At 71.5% G+C, this 23365-nt stretch carries 19 protein-coding genes; 13 read left to right on the top strand and 6 right to left on the bottom strand.

Going from position 1 to position 23365, the window contains the following annotated elements:
* Positions 1-69 precede the first annotated feature (69 nt).
* Both ACT3UL_RS04730 and ACT3UL_RS04725 read right to left on the bottom strand, forming a co-directional pair.
* Positions 70-678, bottom strand: a complete 609-nt coding sequence (locus tag ACT3UL_RS04730; RefSeq protein WP_193117550.1) for a thymidine kinase — start codon at positions 676-678, stop codon at positions 70-72.
* 91 nt (positions 679-769) lie between these two features.
* Positions 770-1996 (bottom strand): GNAT family N-acetyltransferase, encoded by a 1227-nt coding sequence (locus ACT3UL_RS04725; RefSeq protein ID WP_444576968.1) that lies wholly within the window; start codon positions 1994-1996, stop codon positions 770-772.
* Positions 1997-2062: 66 nt separating this feature from the next.
* Here ACT3UL_RS04725 and ACT3UL_RS04720 point away from each other — a divergent pair, with 66 nt between their 5' ends.
* The 8 genes from ACT3UL_RS04720 (at position 2063) to holA (ending at position 13125) form a co-directional block, all read left to right on the top strand.
* Positions 2063-3034, top strand: a complete 972-nt coding sequence (locus ACT3UL_RS04720) for a sugar phosphate isomerase/epimerase family protein (protein ID WP_443351129.1) — start codon at positions 2063-2065, stop codon at positions 3032-3034.
* Positions 3035-3211: 177 nt separating this feature from the next.
* Positions 3212-4243 (top strand): 3-oxoacyl-ACP synthase III, encoded by a 1032-nt coding sequence (locus ACT3UL_RS04715; protein WP_193117553.1) that lies wholly within the window; start codon positions 3212-3214, stop codon positions 4241-4243.
* Positions 4244-4299: 56 nt separating this feature from the next.
* Positions 4300-6942, top strand: a complete 2643-nt coding sequence (locus ACT3UL_RS04710; protein ID WP_444576982.1) for an alpha/beta fold hydrolase — start codon at positions 4300-4302, stop codon at positions 6940-6942.
* Positions 6939-7934, top strand: coding sequence for an NAD-dependent epimerase/dehydratase family protein (locus ACT3UL_RS04705; RefSeq protein WP_193117554.1), 996 nt, complete (start codon positions 6939-6941; stop codon positions 7932-7934). Before ACT3UL_RS04710 ends, ACT3UL_RS04705 begins: the two co-directional genes overlap by 4 nt.
* Before the next feature lie 69 nt (positions 7935-8003).
* On the top strand, positions 8004-8705 hold the full coding sequence (locus ACT3UL_RS04700) for a vitamin K epoxide reductase family protein (protein WP_444576967.1): 702 nt from the start codon (positions 8004-8006) through the stop codon (positions 8703-8705).
* Between the two features lie 106 nt (positions 8706-8811).
* A complete protein-coding gene (cas5, locus tag ACT3UL_RS04695; RefSeq protein WP_444576966.1) occupies positions 8812-9675 on the top strand; it encodes a CRISPR-associated protein Cas5 in 864 nt (287 codons plus the stop codon).
* Between the two features lie 46 nt (positions 9676-9721).
* The gene (locus ACT3UL_RS04690; protein ID WP_444576965.1) at positions 9722-12103 is read left to right on the top strand and encodes a ComEC/Rec2 family competence protein; all 2382 of its coding nucleotides are present in this window, start codon (positions 9722-9724) and stop codon (positions 12101-12103) included.
* Between the two features lie 35 nt (positions 12104-12138).
* Positions 12139-13125 carry a DNA polymerase III subunit delta gene (holA, locus tag ACT3UL_RS04685; protein WP_193117558.1) on the top strand — a complete coding sequence of 329 codons (987 nt, stop codon included), beginning with the start codon at positions 12139-12141 and terminating at the stop codon, positions 13123-13125.
* A 107-nt stretch (positions 13126-13232) separates the two neighbouring features.
* Here the strand turns inward: holA and rpsT are convergent, their stop codons facing one another.
* Both rpsT and ACT3UL_RS04675 read right to left on the bottom strand, forming a co-directional pair.
* Positions 13233-13499: a 30S ribosomal protein S20 gene (rpsT, locus tag ACT3UL_RS04680; RefSeq protein ID WP_193117559.1), complete on the bottom strand. Its 267-nt coding sequence runs from the start codon at positions 13497-13499 to the stop codon at positions 13233-13235.
* Positions 13500-13794: 295 nt separating this feature from the next.
* Complete coding sequence (locus ACT3UL_RS04675; RefSeq protein ID WP_444576964.1) at positions 13795-14457, bottom strand: type II toxin-antitoxin system PemK/MazF family toxin; 663 nt, start codon at positions 14455-14457, stop codon at positions 13795-13797.
* A gap of 62 nt (positions 14458-14519) precedes the next feature.
* Here ACT3UL_RS04675 and ACT3UL_RS04670 point away from each other — a divergent pair, with 62 nt between their 5' ends.
* The 5 genes from ACT3UL_RS04670 (at position 14520) to hemW (ending at position 21194) form a co-directional block, all read left to right on the top strand.
* On the top strand, positions 14520-16268 hold the full coding sequence (locus ACT3UL_RS04670) for a circularly permuted type 2 ATP-grasp protein (RefSeq protein ID WP_193117561.1): 1749 nt from the start codon (positions 14520-14522) through the stop codon (positions 16266-16268).
* Positions 16255-17172 carry an alpha-E domain-containing protein gene (locus tag ACT3UL_RS04665; protein WP_226850138.1) on the top strand — a complete coding sequence of 306 codons (918 nt, stop codon included), beginning with the start codon at positions 16255-16257 and terminating at the stop codon, positions 17170-17172. The genes ACT3UL_RS04670 and ACT3UL_RS04665 overlap by 14 nt, the downstream gene beginning before the upstream one ends.
* Before the next feature lie 191 nt (positions 17173-17363).
* Positions 17364-19256 carry a translation elongation factor 4 gene (gene lepA, locus ACT3UL_RS04660; RefSeq protein WP_226850141.1) on the top strand — a complete coding sequence of 631 codons (1893 nt, stop codon included), beginning with the start codon at positions 17364-17366 and terminating at the stop codon, positions 19254-19256.
* Positions 19257-19329: 73 nt separating this feature from the next.
* A complete protein-coding gene (locus ACT3UL_RS04655) occupies positions 19330-20028 on the top strand; it encodes an MOSC domain-containing protein (protein ID WP_444576963.1) in 699 nt (232 codons plus the stop codon).
* Positions 20025-21194, top strand: a complete 1170-nt coding sequence (gene hemW, locus ACT3UL_RS04650; RefSeq protein WP_444576962.1) for a radical SAM family heme chaperone HemW — start codon at positions 20025-20027, stop codon at positions 21192-21194. The genes ACT3UL_RS04655 and hemW overlap by 4 nt, the downstream gene beginning before the upstream one ends.
* Before the next feature lie 109 nt (positions 21195-21303).
* Here hemW and ACT3UL_RS04645 read toward each other — a convergent pair whose 3' ends face one another.
* Both ACT3UL_RS04645 and ACT3UL_RS04640 read right to left on the bottom strand, forming a co-directional pair.
* Positions 21304-22164: a DUF4870 domain-containing protein gene (locus ACT3UL_RS04645; protein WP_444576961.1), complete on the bottom strand. Its 861-nt coding sequence runs from the start codon at positions 22162-22164 to the stop codon at positions 21304-21306.
* Between the two features lie 162 nt (positions 22165-22326).
* Positions 22327-23223, bottom strand: coding sequence for a DUF3097 domain-containing protein (locus ACT3UL_RS04640; RefSeq protein ID WP_444576960.1), 897 nt, complete (start codon positions 23221-23223; stop codon positions 22327-22329).
* Positions 23224-23365: the final 142 nt, after the last annotated feature.

Genomic DNA, 23365 nt, shown 5'->3' with positions numbered 1-23365 from the left:
CCCGCGCCGCGGTCCCCGATCGGGGAGCCGCGGCGCGTCTCGTCGTGCTGCTGTCGGAGCAGGAGGGCGTCAGCCGAGCACGGCGACTCCGGCGGCGTCCTGCTCCTGGAGGAAGCAGGGACCGCACAGGGAGACGTAGGTGACGTCGGTTCCGTCGATCGCGACCTGCTCGCCCTCGAAGACGAAGCGTCCCTCGATGTTGCGGCAGTTGAACTCCGCCTGGGATCCGCAGCGGCACATCGTCGGCAGCTTCTCGACGTTGTCGGCGAGCTCGAACAGGCGCGTCGCGCCGGGGAACATGGCCGTGCGGAAGTCGGTGCGCAGCCCGTAGCAGATCACGGAGATGCCATCGAGCTTGGCGATGCGGAAGAGATGGTCGATCTGGACGGGCTCGAGGAACTGCGCCTCGTCCACCAGCACGCAGTGCAACGGCCGCAGGCCCCGCTCGTCGGCCATGGCCGCCACCCGCTCACGGAGATCCTCACCGGGATGGGCGAGCACGTCCACCTGCCGTCTGGCGCCGCCCCGGGCGACGACCCAGTTCTCGCCCTTGGTGTCCAGCGCCGGCTTCACCGTGAGGGTGGCCAGGCCCCGCTCGTCGTAGTTGTACGCCGTCTTGATGAGGGTGTCGGACTTCCCGGAGTTCATCGCTCCGTACTTGAAATGCAGCTTGGCCATGCGTGAGTGCTCCGGGGTGGTGAGGGGGGGGGGTGGGGCAGGGTGCCCAGCGTACGGGCCGACGGATGCGGGCCGGGGCGGGGCGCCCTGCTCAGAAGGCGTCCAGCACGCTGGGCCGGGGCCCGGCGAGGAGGGCGTCCAGGAGACGCCCGGCCTCGGCGTCGGCCTCGACCTCCAGTCCCAGTCGGCGGGCGTCGGCGATGGTCCGGCCGCCCACCAGCAGGAGCGACGCGGCGTGGATGCTGAGGCGGACGGTTCCGCCGTCGGCCGTGCCGGCGTCCTCCGTGGGCTCCGCGGAGATCGTCCCGTCGGCGGCCGTGACGACCCACGCGCCCCCCGCACGGCAGATGCCGGCCGGGACGGTGGCGTCCTCGACCACGAGCCGGAAGGACCCGGCGAGCCCGGCCGGGGCGCGGCGGGCCTCGAGGGCCGCCGCCGTATCGATCACGCGCATCATGAGCAGCGGGATCGGATCCGGGGTCGGTCGGGAGCCGGCCCCGGGCAGCACGTCGAGCACGGGATCGTCCGTGCGCAGGCGCAGGCAGACCTGTTCGAGGACCGTCGACCAGGAGGCGAGGGAACCCAGCAGGGCGATCCGGTCCTCCCGGGTGCGGCCCAGGAGCTCGTGGACCTGCAGCCCGTACCCCCGCTCGGAGGAGGGGACCCGGTTCCAGGAGACGTATCCGTGATCCGTGCCGGTGTCGTCCTCGAGCAGCAGCGCCGACCAGCCGTCGCTCGGCAGACCCTCGGGGAACAGCGGTCCCTCGCGCAGCAGCATCGCGTTGTCGCCGGCCGTGAGCTCCCGGTACAGAGCGTGCACACGCGGCATGGTCTCCTCGGTGACCGGGACCAGGCGCCTGCCCGGGACCCGAGGCAGCTGCTGCAGGTCCAGCAGCGGGACGATGATGCTGTGCAGCGAGGCGACCACCTGGTAGCCGAAGCGGCGGTAGATGGACGGGTTCGAGGGATAGAGCATCGAGACCGGCATCCCCTCCGCGTCGCAGCGGGCGAGGATCGCCATGATCAGCTCGCGGAAGAGTCCGCCGCCGCGATGCGCGGGGTGCACGGCCAGGCCCCCGATGCCGCCGCAGGCGATCTTCGCGCCCTCGCCCCACGTGATGCGGTCGCGTCGGATCCTCGCGCCGGCGGCGATCACGCCGTCGGCGCCTCCCGGCAGGGCGGAGGAGTCGACACCGATCGGGATCTCGCCGGGGGTGAAGGGACGCGGCTCCGGATCGGGCGGCGGCCCGCCGAAGGCGTCGGAGGAGAGCCTCCGATAGGAGACATGGTCATCGGACGTGAGGTCGCGGACAGGCATGGCGAGGAGTCTAGGTCGGGTGCTGTTGCATACTGACAGCGCCGTACCCAACGTTGAGGAGCTGCTGTGAACCCACGCCGTGATCATCCATCGGCGAGCGCGCCACGTGAGGGGGCCCGCAAGCCCCTGACCCGTCCCAACAGCGCCCAGCACTCCCATCGCGAGTCCCTGTTCAAGCGGCTCTCCGCCGGGGATCCTCGCAGCGACCAGGACCCGCAGCGTCGGATCCCGGTGGGGCTGTCGACCTCCTCGGTGTTCCCCGCGGGCGTCGAGGAGTGCTTCCGCCTCGCCGCCGAGATCGGCTACGACGGGGTCGAGGTGATGGTGTCCTATCCCAAGGACAGCCAGGACCCGAAGATCCTGCGCGAGTACTCCCAGCGCTACGGCCTGCCGATCCTCTCCCTCCATGCGCCGACGCTGTTCTTCCTGCAGGGGCTCTGGGGCCGTGATGCCTGGGTCAAGATCGAGCGCACCGTCGAGATCGCCAAGGAGCTCGGGGTGCCGACGGTCGTCGCGCACCCTCCGTTCCGGTGGCAGGGGAAGTACGCCCGGGAGTTCGTCACCGGGGTCGCCGCCCTGGAGGAGAAGCACGGGGTCGCGATCGCGGTGGAGAACATGTACCCGTGGCGGCTCGGTGTACGCGAGCTGCTCAACTATCTTCCCGATCACGACCCGACCGATGAGGACTACGCCCACGTCACCGTCGATCTCTCCCACGCCGCGACGGCGGGGGACGACGCCCTGGAGATGATCGATCGCCTCGGCGACCGGCTCACCCACCTGCACCTGGCGGACGGCTCCGGCCGTACGACGAAGGACGAGCACCTGCCGCCGGGGGAGGGCAACCAGCCCTGCGCCGAGGTGCTGCGGCGCCTGGCCAACCGCGGCTGGGAGGGCTCCGTGCTCCTGGAGGTCAGCACCAGCGGCGACGCCGAGCATCGCGAGCAGATCCTGCGCCAGTGCCTGCTCTTCGCCCGCCATCATCTGGGTCACCACCTCCCGGACGCCCTCGATCCCGGGGACCTGCCGGAGGGCTGACCGGACGTGGCATCCGCCACCTCGGCAGACAGCCCACAGGTGTCGGTGGGAGACTGGCCGTCGCATGTGCTCGACCCGGTTCTCGACGCCCCTCGGGGCGCGCCGATCAGGGTCGGCGTCCGTCCGGCGGCCATGCCCACCACGAAATGCACGAGACGAACGAGGTATCGCACGCAGATGGGGAACGGGAACACAGCATTCGTCCACAGGAACGCGAGCCTGCTCTCGGTCGAGATGACTCTTCCGCAGGTCACGGTGACCTCCGACGAGATCGACGAGATGCTCGCTCCCGCCCGCAAGCGACTGCGCCTGCCCAAGGGCGTGCTGCAGCGGGTGGCAGGGGTCTACGAGCGCCGCTGGTGGCGTGATCCGCAGAACGGCTGGAAGCAGGGCGTCGTGCTCGCCGCCGAGCGCGCCATGGCCAAGGCCGGGATCATGCGCGACCAGGTCGGGCTGCTGATCAACGCCTCGGTCTCCCGCCAGCATCTGGAGCCCGCGGTCTCCACCGGTATCCATCACTCGCTCGGGATGCCGTCCAGCTGCATGAACTTCGACATCACCAATGCCTGCCTGGGCTTCGTCAATGCGATGACGATGGCCGCCGGCATGATCGACGCCGGGCAGATCCAGTACGCCCTGATCGTCGGGGCGGAGGATGTCGAGCAGGTCCAGCGCGGCACGATCGACCGCCTCAACTCCAAGACCTCCACCCGGGCGGACTTCAACAACCAGTTCGCGTCCCTGACCCTGGGGTCGGGAGCCGCCGCCGCCGTCATCGGCCCGGCGGATCTCCACCCCGAGGGCCACCGGCTCAAGCACACCCAGTCCCGCGCCGGCACCGAGCACCATGAGCTGTGCGTCGCGGACATGCAGGACATGCGCACCGACTCCGCCGGGCTGCTCGAGAACGGGATCCAGCTGATCCTGGACACCTGGAAGGGCGCCAACGAGGCCGGTCTCGACTTCAAGAGCATCGACCACGTGATCCCGCACCAGGTGTCTATGGTCTACACCCGCAACTTCTCCAAGATCACCGGAGTGGGGATGGAACGCATCCCGGTGAGCTTCCCCGACTGGGGGAACATCGCCGCCGAGGCGGTGCCGATGACTCTCGCGAGCATCCAGGACGACGTGAAGCGGGGTGAGCGCGTCCTCCTCATGGGCGTCGGCTCCGGACTGAACACCGCGATGATGGAGGTCCAGTGGTGAACACCAGCACCCGGAGCACGGGCCGCCGCCGTGCGGCGACGCCCGACGTCCCCGGCATGCCCGAGGTCGACCCCCGTCTCAGCCGCACTCTCGAGGTGCGCGACCACGCCGGGGAGCAGCGCCGCTGGCACCTGCTGGACTCCGGCCCGCTGCTGGCCGAGCGCGGCATCACCCCGCAGGGCACCCTGCTCGCCGTGCACGGCAACCCCACGTACTCGTTCCTGTTCCGCTCGCTGGTGCGCGAGGACATCCCGTGGCGCCTGATCGCCGTGGACCAGCTGGAGATGGGCTGGTCCGAGCGCACCGGGGTCACGCGCCGCCTGCAGGACCGCATCACGGATCTGTCGCTGCTGACCGATGCGCTCTCGCTCCGCGGCCCCGTGGTCACCGTCGGCCACGACTGGGGCGGCATCGTCTCCGTCGGCTGGGCACTGGACAACCGCCATGACCTCGCCGGCATGATCCTCACCAACACCGGGATCCACCAGGAGCTCGTCGAGAAGCTGCCCAAGGCGCTGCAGCTCGCGACCGCCCCGGCCTTCCTGCCTGCGTCGACGTCGCTCACCGACGGCTTCCTGCGCACCACCCTCGCGCTGTCGCGGCCGCCGCTGCCCAAGGAGGTCCAGGACGCCTACCTCGCGCCGTACCGCACGCGAGCCCGACGCAAGGGCATCGAGCAGTTCGTCGCCGACATCCCCGCCGACGCGGACCACCCCTCGCGTCCCGCGCTCGAGCGCCTCGCCGAGGGCATCCGCCACCTCGAGGTCCCCACCCTGTTCGCCTGGGGCCCGAAGGACATCACGTTCTCGGACCGCTACCTGCGCGATCTCATCGAGCGCGTGCCCCACGCGGACGTGCACCGTTTCGAGAAGACCTCCCACCTGGTCTGGGAGGACGCCGACGTCGCCGGCCTGGTCTCGCAGTGGCTGCGCACGCGGCTGAGCCCGTCGGCCGCGGAGCTCGAGCCCGCTCGGAGGATCGCCTCGCCGCGCCCGGTCTCCTCCTATGCGGAGCCCGCCCCGGAGCGTCACGTCGGCGAGCCGATCGCGCGCCTGGCCGCCGATCCCGCCCATGCCCACCGGCCGGCGGTCGTGGAGATGGCCGGTCCGGACGGCGAGCGCCGAGAGATCTCCTGGTCGCTGCTGAACCGCCGGGTCGATGACATCGCCGCCGGCCTGCTCGGGCACGGGGTGCGCCCCGGTGACCGGGTCAGCATCCTCATCACCCCCGGCGCAGATCTCACCGGCGTGCTCTACGCGTGCCTGCGCATCGGCGCGGTCGCGGTCATCGCCGACGCCGGCCTGGGCATCCCCGGCCTCACCCGCGCCGTCATCGGCTCCCACCCGGACTGGCTGATCGGTATCAAGACCGCTCTCGTGGGCGCGCGCACGATGGGCTGGCCCGGTCGCCGGATCAGCGTCGAGCAGCTGCCCACCCTGGATCGCGCCGCCCTCGGCGTCGAGACCTCGATCGCCCAGCTGGCGACGTCCGGGTCGATGATGCGCGACCTCGGTGCGCCGCTGGCCGCCGACTGGCCCGACGCGGACGCCGACGCCGCGATCCTGTTCACCTCCGGTTCCACCGGGCCCGCCAAGGGCGCCGTGTACACCCACCGCCAGATGAGCGCCATGTTCACCGCGGTGGGGGACACCCTGCAGCTGGACCCGGAGCGCGGCCTGGTCGCCGGCTTCGCGCCCTTCGCCCTGCTGGGTCCGGCGCTGGGAGCACCCACGGTGGTCCCCGACATGGACATCACCCGACCCGGCGAGCTCACTGCCCCGGCGCTCGCGGAGGCCATCGCCGCGCTCGGCGAACCCGCTGTGTTCACCGCCCCCGCCGCGCTGCGCAACATCCTGGACACGGCGGCCCAGCTCGACGAGTTCGGGCGCGGGGCGATCGCGAGCGCTGCGAGCTTCTTCTCCGCCGGCGCGCCGATACCGGCGCACCTGCTGCGCGAGCTGAAGAGCCTCATGCCGCACGCGAGGGCCCTGACCCCGTACGGGATGACCGAATGCCTCGCCGTCGCCGCGATCGACCTCGAGGGCATCGAGGCCGCCGGCGAGGGGTCCGGGGTGTGCGTGGGCAGGCCCGTTCCGCGCGCGGAGATCGCCATCGCCGTCATGGACGAGGACGGCCGCACCAGCGGGGAGATCACCGATGATCCGGACACGACCGGAGAGATCCTGGTGCGCGCCCCGCACGTGCGCGACCGCTATCTGATGCTGTGGGGGACCACCCACGCCTCGATGCGCTTCGAGGGCTGGCACGCCACCGGCGACGTGGGCCATCTCGACGCCGAGGGCCGCCTCTGGGTCGAGGGCCGTGCGGACCACGTGCTCGCCACCGCCGAGGGGCTGTTCACCCCGGTGCAGATCGAGGACGCCGCCGAGACGGTGCCGACGGTGCGTCGCGCCGGAGCCGCCGTCGTCGGCCCCCGCGGCACCCAGCAGGTCGTCGTGATCCTCGAGACCGAGGACGGCTACCGGCCCGGCAGGCCCGGGAAGCCGCGCGCCGCCGCGACCTCCCTCCAGGAGGCCGTGCGCCGCGCCGTCCGTGAGCGGTCCGGGGCCGAGGTGGTCGCGGTGTTCACCACCAGCGCGCTGCCCACGGACATCCGCCACAACTCGAAGATCGACCGGGCGGCGCTGTCCCGCTGGGCCGGCCGGACCCTGCGCGGGGAGAAGGCCGGGTCGCTGTGAGCGCGCCGACGGTCCTGGTGACCGGGGCCTCCGGCATGCTCGGGGGCGCCGTCGCGACGACCCTGCGCGATCGGGGCGCACGGGTGCGCGCCTTCCAGCGCCGTCCTGCCCAGATCCCCGGCGTCGAGGACGTCACCGGATCCCTCACCGAGGCCGCCGACGTGCGGCGCGCCGTCCAGGGGGCCGACGCGGTCATCCACCTCGCCGCGAAGGTGTCGATCTCCGGACCGGAGCACGAGTACCGCGCGATCAACATCGACGGCACCCGCCACGTCGTGGACGCCCTGCGCGCCCAGGGCGGCGGGACGCTCGTGAACGTGTCCTCCCCGTCGGTCGCCCACCTGGGACGCGCCATCGAGGGGCTCGACGCGACCCCGGCCGATCCCGCGCGCGCCCGCGGGCACTACTCCCGCACCAAGGCCGCCGCCGAGCTGCTGGCCATGGGGGCCGACGGCGAGGACGGCCTGCTGGTCACCACCGTGCGGCCGCACATCGTGTGGGGCCCGGGGGACACCCAGCTGGTGGGACGCATCGTGGACCGCGCTCGCAGCGGCCGCCTGCCCCTGCTCGACGAGGGCATGGCCCTGATCGACACCACCTACGTCACCAACGCCGCCGAGGCGATCGTCGCCGCGCACGATCGCATCGAGGACGTGCACGGCGAGAGCTTCGTGATCACCAACGGCGAGCCGCGCACCGTGCGCGACGTGTTCAACGGCTGGTGCGACGCCGCCGGCGTGCGCCGGCCCAGCCTCCGGATCCCCGGCAGCGTGGGCCGCCTCGCGGGCCGCGTCGTGGAACGCATCTGGGAGGCACGGCCCGGGCACGACGAGCCACCGATGACCGAGTTCCTCGCCGAGCAGATGTCGACCGCGCACTGGTTCGACCAGCGCCGCACCCGTGAACGCCTGCAGTGGACGCCGCGCGTCACGATGGACGAGGGCAACGAGCACCTCGCCGCCTGGTTCCGCGAGCACCCGGTCACCGACTGAGCGCTCGGGGTGCAGCGCACTTCGCGCTCGCCCCTCCCATCCCTCCGCACGGAAGATCCTGGACCTGACATGAACCAGCACTCCTCCCTCCCCGGCCCCGACGGGGCGCAGGACGCGGATCCCACCGACGAGGCCCTCCTGGCGGAGATCGACGCCGAGCTCGCCGCCGAACGCACCGCGACCCGGCGTGCCGGCGCGCGGAGGACCGGTGGAGTGCTCCTGATCGGCTCCGTGCTGGGATGGATCGCGGCGCTCGCGCTGCTGCTGGACAAGGAGATCCTGCTCAAGAATCCCGATGCCGCGCTCGGCTGCGACGTCAATCCCTTCATCTCCTGCGGCGACGTGATGATGACCTGGCAGGCGTCGGCACTGGTTCTTCCCAACCAGGCCATCGGTCTGACGGGCTTCGCGATCATGGGCGTGGTCGGGGCGCTCATGCTCAGTGGCGTCGCGCTGCCCGCCTGGTTCCGCTGGGCCCGCCTGGGCGGGGTGGCGTTCGCCTTCGGCTACGTCCATTTCCTCGCGATCTCGGCGATCTACGTCATCCATGCCCTGTGCCCCTGGTGCATGGTCGTGTGGACGGTGAGCGCCCCGATGTTCTTCGCGACGTTGGCCCGCAGCATCGAGGGCGGGGATCTGCGCCCGCCTGCGCCGCTCGCGAACCTGCTGCGGCACTGGGTGATCCTGAGCCTCGCGTGGTACCTGCTGGTCGTGCTCGCGATCCTCACCGTGTTCTGGCGCCAGTGGCTCGCGGTGGCCGGACTGTACTGACCCGACGAGCCGTCGCTCGCCTCACCGTTCCTCCCCAAGGCCTCGTCGTCCCCACTGCGGGGGCGCCCGCTGACCGGGCAGGGGCCTGCTCCCTACAGTCGCGGGCATGGGAGCACATGAGGAGTCCTCGCCGACGCCCCGCGGCGCGGCAGGTCGTCACCGCCGCCACGGGCAGGCGCTGATCGAGCGTCGCGACCACACGGAGCCGACCACCCGCCGCCGGCTGTCCCTGCCGTTCCCGCCGCCGTCCGCCCTGGTGGGCATCGCGGTGCTCGTGCTCATCGCGGTGGGGGTCATCCATCTGTCCGGCTCGGGCACCGCGGTCCCGCTGCAGGGCGAGGAGATCGCCGGCCAGCAGGCGGACGGGCAGCCTGCCGAGGACCAGGAGGCCGAGGCAGGCTCGGAGGCCCCCTCGACGGACTCCGGGGACGGCTCCGCCCCCACTCCAGCCTCCGCCTCGCCGGCCGACGGTGCCGACGGAGTCGCGAGCGGCCAGGAGGAGGTGGTGGTCCACGTCTCCGGAGCCGTGCAGTCCCCGGGCGTCGTGCGCCTGCCGCCGGGATCCCGGGTCGAGGATGCTCTGCAGGCCGCGGGAGGCACCACGGAGGAGGCCGACCTCGCGGCCATCAACCTCGCCCGTCCCGTCGCGGACGGGGAGCAGATCCATGTGCCGGTGCCGGGGGAGGAGGCACCGCCCGTCCCCGCGGCGGGTGGCGCCGGAGACGGGAGCGGGGGCGGCGAGGGCACCGGCGCCGATGCCGGGGAGGGCGCCGACGGCGGGACGATCGACCTCAACACCGCGAGCGCCGCCCAGCTCGAAGAGCTGCCGGGAGTGGGCCCGGCCATCGCCCGGCGGATCCTCGAGCACCGGGAGAAGAACGGTCCCTTCACCTCGGTCGACGGCCTCCTGGAGGTCTCCGGGATCGGCCCGGCCACGCTCGAGAAGATCCGGGAGCGGGCGCGCGTATGAGCGGTCGCGAGAGGTCTCGTCGCGGGGCACGAGGGGCGGCGCGCCGATGAAGCGCTCCGACCTGCGCCTGCTCCCCGCGGCGACCTGTCTCTGGGCCGTGGCGGTCCTCGGAGTCACCGCGGGGGCCGCCGCCGCCGTGGCCGCGACGGCGGCGATCGTGGCGCTCGCGCTGACCGCGATCCTGCTGATCGGCGATCCCCGGGTCCGGCACGGGATCTTCGCCCATCTCGGCATCCTGGCACTGGCCGGGGTGCTCCTGTTCCCGGCGCTGCTGCGCCACGGCGACGCGTCACAGCTCCTCGAGGAGGCGGCGCGCGACGAGCTGGTCGTCGAGCTCACGGTGATCGCCTCCGCGGATCCTGCCGCGCCCGATTCAGGCCCGCAGTGGTCCCGCGGCGGGATGCAGGTCATGGCCCGCACCGCCCGTGGCACCGCGCAGCTGGGACGGGAGGAGAGGGTCCTTCCCGCGTCCCTCCCGCTGCTGCTGCGAGCCGACGGGGAGGCGGCCGACGGACTGGAGCGGGCGCGCGACGGCGACCGGGTCCTCGTGCGCGGCACGCTGCGCACGAGCGGAGACCTGATCGTGCTCCGTGCCTACGACGCCACCCTGGTGCCGGGCTCGGTCTGGAGGGAGCAGGCGCAGGATCTGCGGCACGAGCTGCGCCGCCAGGCCCGCGCCGCGACCGCGCACCTGCCCGTGGACGAAGCCGCGCTGGTGCGCGGCATGACCACGGGGGACACCTCGGGACTCCACGAGGAGACCGAGGAGATCATGCGACGAGCAGGGATATCGCACCTGGTCGCCGTGTCCGGGGCGAACATCGCGCTGGTCCTGGCCGCCGTGCTGGGCCCGCTGCTGCTGGCCGGGGTGCGGCGGAGGCCACGGATCGCGATCGCCGCCGGGGTGCTGCTGGGCTACGTGTGGCTGGTCGGTGACGAGCCGAGCGTGCAGCGGGCGGCCACGATGGCGGTTCCCCTGCTGGCCGCACGCTTCGCCGGGGTGCGGGCCTCCCCGGTCGCTGCCCTCGCCCTGACCGTCGCCGTCTGGTCGATCCTGGATCCGGTCACCTCCGCGTCGATCGGATTCCTGCTCTCCGCGGTGGCGACCGCCGCGATCCTCATCGCCGCCCCGCCCCTGGCGGCGGCTCTCGTCGAGCTGAGCGGGACGAGGCTGGGGGAGGGCCTCGCACTGGTGATCGCGGTGCCCATGGTCGCCCAGCTGGCATGCACCCCGCTGCTGATCCTGCTCACGCCCGAGATCTCCCTCTGGGCGGTGCCGGTGAACCTGCTGGTCGGTCCTGTGGTGGGGCCGACCACCGTGATCGGGCTGCTCGCACTCCTGATCGGCATCCTCTGGCCGGGCGCGGCCTCGATGCTCAACACGGTCGCCGCCGGCGGCGCGCACCTGGTGCTGCTGATCGCTCGGACCGCCGATGCGCTCCCGGGATCACGGATCGCGGTGCCCGGAGGCGCGGTCGGTGTGCTCCTGGTGGTCGCGGTGCTCATCGGGCTGACCATCGCCGTCGCGGCTCGGAAGGCGCCCCTGGTGCGGTGGGCGGTGGCCGCCGTCCTGGTCGCCGCGCTCGCCCCGACACTGGGCCGCCTCGTCCCCGGCGGGAACGTGCCCGCGTGGACGGTCGCCGTCTGCGCCGTGGGGCAGGGGGACGCCCTCCTGCTGCGTGCCTCCTCAGGATCCACCGGATCGGCGGCGACGGCGCCGCCCCCGACGGTGCTGGTCGACACCGGCCCGGAACCGGAGGCCCTGCGCGCCTGCTTGGACCGTCTGGGTGTGGACCGGATCGACCTTCTCGTGCTCACCCATCCCCACGCCGATCACGTGGGCGGTCGCGCTGCCCTCACGGGAGCACGGGTGCCCGCCGAGCAGTGGATCTGCCCGCTGCCCGAGGCGGGCGACGAACGGGTGGGCGCCACGCCGACGACGGTCGTCACCACCGGGCAGGCCTGGAGCGTGGAGGGACTCCGCCTGGACGTGCTGTGGCCGGGCTCGGCCCAGGACGCGATCGCCATGACGGCCCAGGAGGACGGCTCCGGGGAGGGTGACGCCGCGAACGACTGCTCGGTCGTCGTGGCCGGCACCTGGCCGGACGGCACTCGCCTGGTGTCCCTGGGAGACCTCGAACCCGCGGCGCAGGCGGCCCTGGGGGAGACGGGCCCCGGGCCCGCGGACATCATCAAGGTCGCCCACCACGGGTCACGACGTCAGGACCCGGCCCTGTACGACCAGTTGGACGCGGATCTCGCGCTGATCACCGTCGGCCAGGACAACACCTTCGGGCATCCCACCGAGGATCTCCTGGACCTCCTGCACGACGCCGGCACCGCGACGATCCGCACGGACGTCGACGGCACCGTCGTGCTGCCGGTCGAGGACCCTGCGGCGGCTCGATCCGTCGGCCCGGCCAGATAGGATCGTCCAGGTCCCCGAACACCAGAGGAGTTTCCGTGAGCGATGTCGAGTGGCACAGCGTCGCCCTCGCACCGATCGTGCTCATCCACGGCACCGAGGCGCTGATCGCCGACCGCGCCGTGCAGCGGCTGCGCACGCTCGCCAAGGAGGCCGATCCGTCGGTGGCCTTCCACGATCTCGTGGGGGAGAACGCCGGTGCCGGGGCTCTCGCCCAGGTCACCAGCCCCTCCCTGTTCGGTGAGCCGCGCTTCGTGATCGTGCCGGAGCTGCAGGCCGCCCCGGACGCGATCGTCCTGGAGCTCCTGGATTACCTGCGCAGCCCCGAGTCGGACGTGACCCTCGTGCTGGTCCACCGGGGAGGCAATCGGGGCAAGAAGCTCCTGGACGCGCTGAAGAAGGCGGGCGTGCCGCGCGTCGATGCCAGCCCCGTCAAGCGCGCCGGGGACAAGCAGACCTTCGTCGCCGCCGAGTTCGCACGGGCCGAGCGGCGGATCCACCCCGAGGCGATCGCCGCCCTCGTCGACGCCTTCGGCGCAGATCTCGCAGAGCTCGCCGCGATCAGCCGTCAGCTCATCGAGGACACCACCCCGGAACAGGGCCAGCAGGCCCCACAGCTCTCGCTGCAGGACGTGCACGCCGTGACGGCGGGCCGGGTGGAGTCCACCGCCTTCGCCGTGGCTGACGCCGCGATCGCCGGGCGCGAGCAGGAGGCGCTCCAGCTGCTGCAGCAGGCGCAGCTCGCCGGCGCCGATCCCGTCCCGATCGTCGCCGCGATCGCGTCGAAGATGCGGTCCCTCGCGAAGGCGTCGTCACCCGGCGCGAGCGCCCGCACCCTCGGCATGCCCGACTGGATGCTGCGCAATCTCACCCGCGAGGCCCGGAACTGGAACGACCGCTCACTGGCCCGGGCGCTGGAAGCCGTGGCGCGCGCTGACCACGAGGTCAAAGGCGCCGGTCGTGACCCGAGATGGTCCGTGCAGCGCATGGTCATGGAGATCTGCCGGGCCCGCCGCGCCCGCTGATCTCGTCGACCCCGGCCCTGGTTCCGGACAGCAGAAGGCCCGGTGCGGACGGATCCGCACCGGGCCTTCATCACCTCGTCAGACGAGGATGCAGCGAAGCTGCGATGTCACTTGGAGGCGCCGGCAACCAGCTTGGCGAGACCGGACTTGCGGTTCGCTGCCTGGTTCTGGTGGATGACGCCCTTGGAGACTGCCTTGTCGAGCTTGCGGGACGCGGCCGAGAGGGCCTCACCGGCGGCGGCGGCGTCGCCGGTCGAGACGGCGGCCTTCACCTTGCGGGTGTACGTCCGCAGCTCGGACTTGACGGCGCGGTTCCGCAGACGGGACTTCTCGTTCGTCTTGTTCCGCTTGATCTGGGACTTGATGTTTGCCACGAAGACTCTTCTCTTGTGCTGCTCTGGTGGATCATCCGGGACGGCCGAGGACGGATCCGACGGGGACGGCGGTGGGGACTCGCCTGGAGACGTCGGTACCGGGTCGCTGCCACGGGTACTCGCCCGGGTCGCACGAGCCGTCACCCCTGACACGGCGGGATCACGGCATGCGCACACCGAACGGTATGTCACACATACGGGGCAAGACTTTACCAGAAGCCCCTCCCAGGACGTACCCGGTGTGCGGCGTGTCTCCTGCGATCCGGGCGAGAGCGGGGGGCAGCGGGAGCGGGGGTCAGGAGCGCCAGCCGTGCACGGCGCTCACCGCGGCGGCGACCCGGCCGAAGGTCTCCTCGTCCAGGCGCCCGCCCTCGCGGCGGACCGTGGCGGGGACGATGCGCAGCAGACGGTCCGCACGCACCTCGGACGGGCGGTCCTTCCGGTCCCAGTCCCCGGTTCCGATGTCCACCCAGGTCGCGCCGTGCTGATCGGTGATGACCTGGTCCGACTCCGCGCGGTCACGGGAGGTGAGCATCAGCGCCACCAGCACCGACCCCGTCCCGTCGGCTCCACCGGCCTCGGCGCTCTCCTCGGCGAGGACGAGCACCGGGCGGTCCTTGCCCTGGGAGGCGTCCTCCTCGTAATGCACCCAGGTCCACACGATCTCCCCGGGGTCGGGCCGGCCGTCTGCGTGGGGCGCGTAGGAGATGGCGACCGCACGGGAGGGATCGCGGTCGGCGAGCACCTGCTCGCCGCCGCCCCCGGAGGGCGCACGCTCGGCAGGGCTCGCACTGCGGGGGTCCGCGCTGCGGGGGCTCGTGCTGCGAGGGGTCGAGCCCCTCTGTCCCTCCCGCACCGCACGCACGGCGGCGCGGCCGAGGCCACGGGCGCTGCGGCGCACGGACGGGGAGCGGATCGCGGATCGGAGGAGTGAGGACAGGCTGGAGCCCAGAGACATGGTTCTCGTTTCCTGGGCGTTGTGCGCCCGCGTCGGGAGGGGGACGGTGTTAGATGGTAGGCATGCCCTCCACCTCCTTGTTCCAGAATGTCGAGGCGGGAGCGGGCGGCGACGAGATGTTCGCGCCCGACGCCTCGGTGCGCCCCACCTATGCGGCCCTGCACGACGCCCTCGCCGGCCTCGGGCCCGAGGAGTTCCGCTCGCGCTCGGAGTCCCTCGCCCACAGCTATCTCGACCAGGGGATCACGTTCGACTATGCGGGCGAGGAGCGCCCGTTCCCGATCGACGCGATCCCGCGGGTCATCGATGCGCAGGAATGGTCCCGCGTCTCGCGCGGCGTCGCCCAGCGGGTCCAGGCCCTCGAGCGCTTCCTCGATGACCTCTACACCGACCGTGCGGCGATCACGGACGGCGTGATCCCCCAGGAGCTCGTCTCCTCCTCGACCTACATCGTCGACGCGATGGTGGGATACCGGCCGCCCAACGGGGTGCGCATCCACATCTCCGGCATCGACCTCGTACGCGACGGCGCAGGGGAGTTCCGCGTGCTGGAGGACAACGTGCGCACCCCCAGCGGGGTGAGCTACGTGCTCTCGAACCGTCGCGCCATGGCGCAGGCCTTCCCCGAGCTGTTCGCGCCTCGTCCAGTGCGGCGCGTGGGCGAGTACCCGGGGCGTCTCCTGAGCGCGCTGCAGGCCGCGGCGCCGGACGTCGCCGATGAGGACCCCACGGTCGTGGTGCTCACGCCGGGCCGCTATAACAGCGCCTACTTCGAGCACTCGCTGCTGGCCCGCACGATGGGGGTCGACCTGGTCGAGGCCGGGGACCTCGTCGAGCGCAACGAGCGCATCTACATGCGCACCACTGCCGGACTGCGTCGCGTCGACGTCATCTATAAGCGCACCGACGATGATTTCCTCGACCCCGAGGTGTTCCGGCCCGACTCGATGCTCGGCGTCCCCGGGCTGGTGCGTGCCGTGCTGGCGGGCACCGTGGTGGTCGCCAACGCGATCGGCAACGGGATCGGCGACGACAAGCTGACCTATACGTATCTCCCGGACCTGATCCGCTACTACCTGCACGAGGAGCCGATCCTCCCCAACGTCGACACCTGGCGGCTGGAGGAGCCGGAGTCGCTGACCGAGGTGCTGGACCGGCTCGACGAACTGGTCGTGAAGCCGGTGGACGGCTCCGGGGGCAAGGGCATCGTCATCGGCCCCGCGGCCTCTGCGCAGGAGCTCGATGCGCTGCGGGGGCGGCTGCTCGCCGACCCTCGAGGCTGGATCGCGCAGCCGGTCGTGCAGCTGTCCACCATCCCGACCCTGGTCGAGGGCGGGCCCGAGTGCCGCCATGTGGATCTGCGCCCGTTCGCCCTGAACAGCGGCGACGACATCTGGGTGCTGCCCGGAGGGCTCACGCGCGTGGCGCTCCCGCGCGGCGAGATGATCGTGAACTCCTCGCGCGGCGGGGGATCGAAGGACACCTGGGTGTTCGCGACCGACCGGCCGGCACCCGCCGGGACCGGCACGGCCTCCGCGCAAGCGCAGTCGCAGTCCTCCGCCGAGGAGGAGCGGATCGAGGATCCGCTGGACGAGAACTACGAGGAGTACGACGATCTCCCCGAGGACCACTCGGAGGAGCCGACGCGCGAGCCCGACCCGGTGACGTCCGCGATCCCGCTCCTGGACCTGCAGGATGCGCCGGATCCCGAGGACGACCGGAACGTGCCGGATCCCGGCGCTGGGCCGGCAGGGAGCGGCGCGGACGGGATTGCCGCAGCAGGCGAGGAGGAGGCCGATGATGCTCAGTAGGATCGCGGATTCGATGTTCTGGATCGGGCGCTACGTCGAACGCGCCGATCAGACCGCCCGCATCCTCGATGTGATGCTGCAGTCGATCACGGAGGACGCTCCGCAGGACGTTCCCGCCGCCTGCTCCCGGGTCTACGAGCTCTTCGGAAGCTGGGCGGCGGACGACGCGGACCTCACCGTGCAGCGGGTGCTCGACCGTCTCGTCACCGACCGGCAGAACCCCTCGTCGGTCGCGGGCGCTCTGCGGACCGCCCGCGAGAACGCACGCGGAGCGCGCGAGGCGCTGTCCACCGAGGTCTGGGAATCGCTGAACACGACCAGCATGGGCATGCCGCGCGGCGTGCGCCCCTCGCGGATGCACGGGGCCTTCCAGTTCGCGAAGGACCGCTGCGCCGTGGTCAACGGGCTGGTCGACTCCTCGATGACCCGTGACGAGGCGTGGCTGTTCCTGCGGATCGGCCAGCTCCTGGAGCGGGTCGACATGATCGCCCGGATCCTGCAGACGCACGACCTGGCGGATTCCTCCGATGCCGCCACCGTGATGCTGCTGCGCAGCTGCAGCGCCCACGAGGCATACATCCGGTCCTACCGCGGCCGGGTGCGCGCCTCCCACGCCATCGAGTTCCTGCTGCTGGACTCGATCTTCCCGCGCTCGGCGGCGCACTGCCTGCTGGAGATCGACGAGGCGCTCGAGACCCTCGCCAAGCTGCACGGCAGCTCCTTCGACCGGATGGGCACGGCAGAGCCGGGCCGACGGATCGTGGGGCGAGCGGCGGCGAGTCTGCGGTTCCGCTCGCTGGACGACATCGTCGCGGACTTCGAGGACGAGATGGAACAGCTCCAGAAGGTCACCGGGGCGGTCACCCGGGCCCTGGGCACGACCTACTTCCACCCCGCCACCTGACGTCCACCCTGCGACCTGACGTCCACCCCGCCACCTGACGTTCCGCCCCGCGACCTGATCTCGGCAACGCCCTCCGGACCGCGCGCCGAGGTGTGACGTCGGTCCATGGGCGGCGGCGGGGCGGGACGGGGCGCGGCCCCCATGAGACGATGAACCGATTGCCCTGCGCAGCTGCGCAGCGGCTCGCTGTGATGAGAGGACGTAAGCCGGTGACCCCGAGGATCGCGGCCGATGAGGCCCGGGACATCCTTCCCGCGTCGACACCCCAGGAGCGGCTGCGGAACTTCTGCATCATCGCGCATATCGACCACGGCAAGTCGACGCTCGCCGATCGCATGCTCCAGATCACCGGGGTGGTCGAGGCACGCGCCATGCGCGCCCAGTACCTCGACCGGATGGACATCGAGCGCGAGCGCGGCATCACCGTGAAGAGCCAGGCCGTGCGCATGCCCTGGCAGGTCGACGGCACGAACTACGCCCTGAACATGATCGACACCCCGGGCCACGTGGACTTCACCTACGAGGTCTCCCGGTCGCTCGCCGCCTGCGAGGGCGCGATCCTGCTGGTCGACGCCGCGCAGGGCATCGAGGCGCAGACGCTCGCGAACCTCTACCTCGCGATGGAGAACGACCTCACCATCATCCCGGTGCTCAACAAGATCGACCTGCCCGGTGCCGAGCCCGAGAAGTACGCGGCGGAGATCGGCCAGCTGGTCGGTGTCGAACCGGACGACGTGCTGCGGGTCTCCGGCAAGACCGGCCTCGGCGTGGAGGACCTGCTGGACCACGTCGTCCGGACCCTCCCGCCCCCGGTGGGCGATGCCGACGCGCCCTGCCGCGCGATGATCTTCGACTCCGTGTACGACACCTACCGCGGCGTGGTCACGTACATCCGCATGATCGACGGATCCCTGAAGTCCCGTGACCGCATCGACATGATGTCCACCGGCGCGCACCATGAGCTGCTCGAGATCGGCGTGAGCTCCCCGGAGCCCCATCCCACCCCGGGCATCGGTCCCGGCGAGGTGGGCTACCTGATCACCGGCGTGAAGGACGTGCGCCAGTCGAAGGTCGGCGACACCATCACCACCTCGATCCGCGGCGCGACCGAGGCGCTCGAGGGCTATGCGGACCCCAAGCCGATGGTGTACTCCGGGCTGTTCCCGATCGATGGCTCCGACTACCCGGTGCTGCGCGACGCCCTGGACAAGCTCAAGCTCAACGACGCCTCGCTGAACTACGAGCCGGAGACCTCCACCGCGCTCGGCTTCGGCTTCCGCGTCGGCTTCCTGGGCCTGCTGCACCTGGAGATCGTCCGCGAGCGTCTCGAGCGCGAGTTCAACCTCGACCTGATCTCCACCGCCCCGTCCGTCGTGTACCACGTGGTCATGGAGGACGGCACCGAGGTGGAGGTCATGAACCCCTCCGACTTCCCCGAGGGCAAGGTGAGCGAGATCAGCGAGCCGATCACGAAGGCCACGATCCTGGTGCCCGCCGAGTTCATCGGCGCCGTCATGGAGCTGTGCCAGTCCAAGCGCGGCAACCTCGGCGGCATGGACTACCTCAGCGAGGACCGTGTGGAGCTGCGCTACACGCTGCCTCTCGCGGAGATCGTCTTCGACTTCTTCGATCAGCTGAAGTCCAAGACTCGCGGTTACGCCTCCCTGGACTACGACGTCTCCGGCTCCCAGACCGCGGATCTCGTGAAGGTGGACATGCTCCTGCAGGGCGAGCCCGTTGATGCCTTCAGCGCGATCGTGCACCGCGACAAGGCGTACAACTACGGCGTCGAGATGGCCGGGAAGCTGAAGAAGCTCATCCCGCGCCAGCAGTTCGAGGTGCCGATCCAGGCCGCCATCGGTGCTCGGATCATCGCCCGCGAGAACATCCGCGCCATGCGCAAGGACGTGCTGTCCAAGTGCTATGGCGGCGACATCTCCCGCAAGCGCAAGCTCCTGGAGAAGCAGAAGGAGGGCAAGAAGCGCATGAAGAACATCGGATCCGTCGAGGTCCCGCAGGAAGCCTTCATCGCCGCGCTCTCCTCCGATGAGGGCGATATGCCCAAGGACTCCAAGAAGAAGTAAGACTCCACGAAGAAGTGAGGACCGACGGGGAGCCCAGCCCCCACCGGACCCTGTCCCGCCTCAGGAGGTACTCGTGACCAGGATTCCCTCGTCCACGGAGCCGGTGGCCACCCTCGCCGTCGGTGACGCCGGCAGCGTCGCCGCGGTCTGCGTCGTCTCCGCGCTGCACCCTGATGCGGGCGGCGTGGGCACCACGGCGATCGACAAGCGTCCGGTCGACGGCCCGGTGCAGATCGGAAAGCTCGGCCTCTACGCCGATGTCCAGGCCGACCGCGCCCACCACGGCGGGCCCGATCAGGCCGTCTACGCGGTGGATGCCGCTGAGCCGGCCCACTGGGCCGCGGAGCTCGGCCGCGAGGTGCCTGCGGGCTCCCTCGGGGAGAACCTGCTGATCGAGGGGCTGGCCGTCGACGACCTCGAGATCGGTGCGCGGCTGCGCGTGGGCACCGCCCTGCTCGAGGTGACCGCCGCGCGCACTCCGTGCATGACCTTCCAGCGCTGGATGGGCACCGATGACTTCCGTGCGCGGTACCACGGTCGCGGCCGCACCGGCGTCTACTTCCGCATGCTCGTGCCGGGCGAGGTCTCCGCCGGCGACCCGGTCGGCGTCGAGCTGACCCCCGGTCACGGTGTCAGCGTGGCTGCGGCCTACGGCGGTGCCCGCGATCGGGACCTCAGCCGGGCGCTCGACACCTGGTCACGGACCAGCGGCGTGGCACTGCACCGTGAGCTCGCAGCGCGGGCCACGCGTCACCTGGCGGGAGAGCGATGACGTCAGGACCGACCACAGGGCGCGACCTGTCCGTCTACATCCACGTCCCGTTCTGCGCCGTGCGCTGCGGGTACTGCGACTTCAACACGTATACCGCCACCGAGCTCGGCGGCGGCGGCTCCCAGGCCGAGTACCCGACCAATGCGATGCGGGAGATGGATCTGACGCTCGCGGCCGACCGCGCCGACGGCTACGACTACGGCCAGGTCTCCACGGTCTTCTTCGGCGGCGGCACCCCGACGCTGCTGCCCGCCGATGATCTCGTCGCGATGCTCAGCCACCTGCGCACGCTCATCCCGCTCGCGGACGACGCCGAGGTCACCACCGAGGCGAATCCGGATTCGGTCTCCCGTGCCTCGCTGTCCCGGTTGGCCGACGGCGGCATCACCCGGGTCTCCTTCGGCATGCAGTCCGCCGTGCCCTCGGTGCTGCGCACCCTGGACCGCACCCACGATCCCGAGCGGGTCCCCCAGGCCGTGGCCTGGGCCCGCGAGGCGGGACTGTCGGTCAGCCTGGATCTCATCTACGGCACGCCGGGGGAGACGCTCGCCGATGTCGAGACCTCCGTGAAGGCCGCGCTGGCCTGCGGCGTGGACCACATGTCCGCGTACTCGCTGATCATCGAGGGCAACACCGCGATGGCGCGTCAGCTGCGGCGCGGAGAGCTCGAAGCGCCGGATCCGGACGATATGGCCGACAAGTACGAGCTGGTCGACGACCTCGCGTCGGCCGACGGGCTCTCCTGGTACGAGGTCTCCAACTGGGCCCGCACCGAGGAGCAGCGGTCCCGCCACAACCTCGCCTACTGGCGCGGCCGGGACTGGTGGGGGATCGGCCCCGGCGCGCATCGCCATCGCGACGGGCTGCGCGCCTGGAACCTGAAGCATCCCAGCCGCTATGCGGCGGCGATGACCGACGGCTCCCTCCCGGTCGCGGATTCCGAAGTCCTCTCCGACGAGGACCGTCTGCTCGAGCGGATCATGCTCGAGCTGCGGATCGTGGACGGCCTGTCCGTGGACGAGGTCCCCGAGGAGACCCGTCCCCAGCTGGCAGTGCACCGCGACCGCGGCCACCTCGACGCCGACGCCCTCGCCGCCGGCCGCGCCGTGCTCACCCGCCAGGGTCGCCTGCTGGCCGACGCCGTCATCCGGGACCTCGTGCCCTGAGCCGTCCCTGGCGAGCTGACCGAACTCCGGACGCGGACGAGGGCCCGACGATCGATGGATCGTCGGGCCCTCGTCGGTGCTTCGGGTGCAGGTCAGACCGGCCGGCTGGTCACTTCACCAGGCGGAGGTTGAACGGGTAGCTCCACCACTGACCCTGGTTCGCCTTGACGGCGCCGAGGATCGAGAAGATCAACTGGACCAGTGCCGGAACGGGCACGAGGGCCAGCAGGGGCGAACCGATCCCGAGAGTGACGATCGCGAAGATGCCCAGCACGATGCTGAGCACGACCTGCGCGATCAGCACGGTGATCGCCCCGTTGAGGGCCTCCGCCGCATGGAAGCGGACGAAGCGGCTGCGGTCCTTGTAGACCAGGAAGATGATCAGCGGCCCGACCCAGCCGAGGAAGCCCCAGCTGACCACGTGGCCGAGCGTGACGGCGAGCTGGGAGAACATCGCCCACATGCGGGTGTCGGAGTCGTTGAGGCCCGGGCCCGAGAGCTGCCCCTCGTAGACGCCCTTCGTGCCGGGCGGCGGCACATCGGTGCTCTGCGGGCCGGCCTGCGGGGCCTGCTGCTGACCGTACGCACCCTGCTGAGCGTATCCACCGTGCTGGCCCGGGCCGGCCCCGGCGGCTGACGTGGCGTAGGGATCCTGGGCGCTGCCGCCGTCGGCGGACGGGGCGGGCGCGCCGTAGGGCGAGGCGGCGGAGGGCTCCGCAGCGGACCACTGCGGTCCTGCTGAGCCGGGGCCGTACGGACCCGGAGCGGCCGAGGCCGCCGAGCCGGCAGAGGGGGCGGACGCACCTGCGGGCTGGGCGCTCGCGGCAAAGGGGTCGTGCGGGTGCAGGGCCGGGTCGGAGGTGGGGCTCGCCTGGTCCTCGGAGTACGGGGCGGAGGCGGCCGGCTGCTCGGGAACGTCGGCGCTGGGCTCGTTGCCGAACGGATCGTGCGGGTGCGGAGTCTGGCTCATGATTCCTTCTTCGACGGGGCCGGCCTCGGGGGTCGACCGCTGGCTGATGCAGACAGCCTAACGAGCCGATCACGAGGGATCACGGGAGTGGACCACCGGATCACCTGGGGGTTTTCCCCCGGGTGCGGTGCGTCGGATCGGTGCAGACCGGGTCTGGCAGGATCAGGCAGGGTCCACGGTCACGAAGTCGATGAGCTCCTCGATCCGGCCGGACAGCGACGGTTCGACGTCGGCATAGGAGCGCACCGTGGACAGGATCCGCTTCCAGCCCAGCCCGATGTCGGACTTGTCCGCATGAGGCCAGCCAAGCGCGGCGAGCGAGCCGACCTTGATGTCGGTCCCCTTGGGGATGTGCGGCCATTCCCGCAGCCCCACGCGCGCGGGGCGCACTGCCTGCCAGACATCGACATAGGGGTGGCCGAGCACCGCGACATTGCCTCGAGCGCCGCCCAGCTTCATGACCTCGGCGGCGATGCGGGACTCCTTAGAGCCCGGGACCAGGTGGTCCACGAGGATCCCGAGTCGACGCCCGGCCGACGGGCCGAACTCCTGGACCCGCTCGACGAGGTTGTCCGCACCCTCCAGCTGCTCGACGACGATGCCCTCGATGCGCAGGTCATGGCCCCAGACCTTCTGGATGAGCTCTGCGTCATGGGTGCCCTCGACCCAGATCCGTGAGGCGCGGGCGGTGCGTGCGGTGGCGCCTTCGACGTACACCGATCCGCTCGCGGAGCGCTTGCGCACCGGCGCCTGCGCACGGGGCGCGGCGCGGGTGAGGACGACGGGCTCGCCGTCGATCATGAAACCGGGTCCGAGGGGGAAGGTGCGTCGGGCCCTCCGGCCGTCCTCGAGCTCGACGATCATCTCGCCGGCGATCTTCTCGACCCGGGTGATGGCGCCGGTGAACCCGGTCGAGGCCTCCTCGACGACGAGATCGCGCTGCGCGGGGACCTCGCGGGCCACCGGGCGGCGACGGTGATGGGCAGGGGGACCGGAGGACAGCACGTCGTGGCCGTACCGGTCGGGGAAGTGATCGGATGCTGCAGGCACGCGCGACACCTTACCCTCGTGGCGAACACCTCTCCGCGAGCATCGCCGGGGACGCGTAGGATTGGCACTCGGCGCGGGCAAGTGCCAGCGGTCCCGGTGGCTGCGGTCAGCCCCGTCGGACGAGACCCGAATCATCGACGGAACGCAGGGA

Source organism: Brachybacterium sp. 107 (assembly GCF_052379725.1).
GTDB lineage: Bacteria > Actinomycetota > Actinomycetes > Actinomycetales > Dermabacteraceae > Brachybacterium.
The sequence above is the reverse complement of the archived record's forward strand: the minus strand, read 5'-3'. Positions and strand labels throughout refer to the sequence as shown.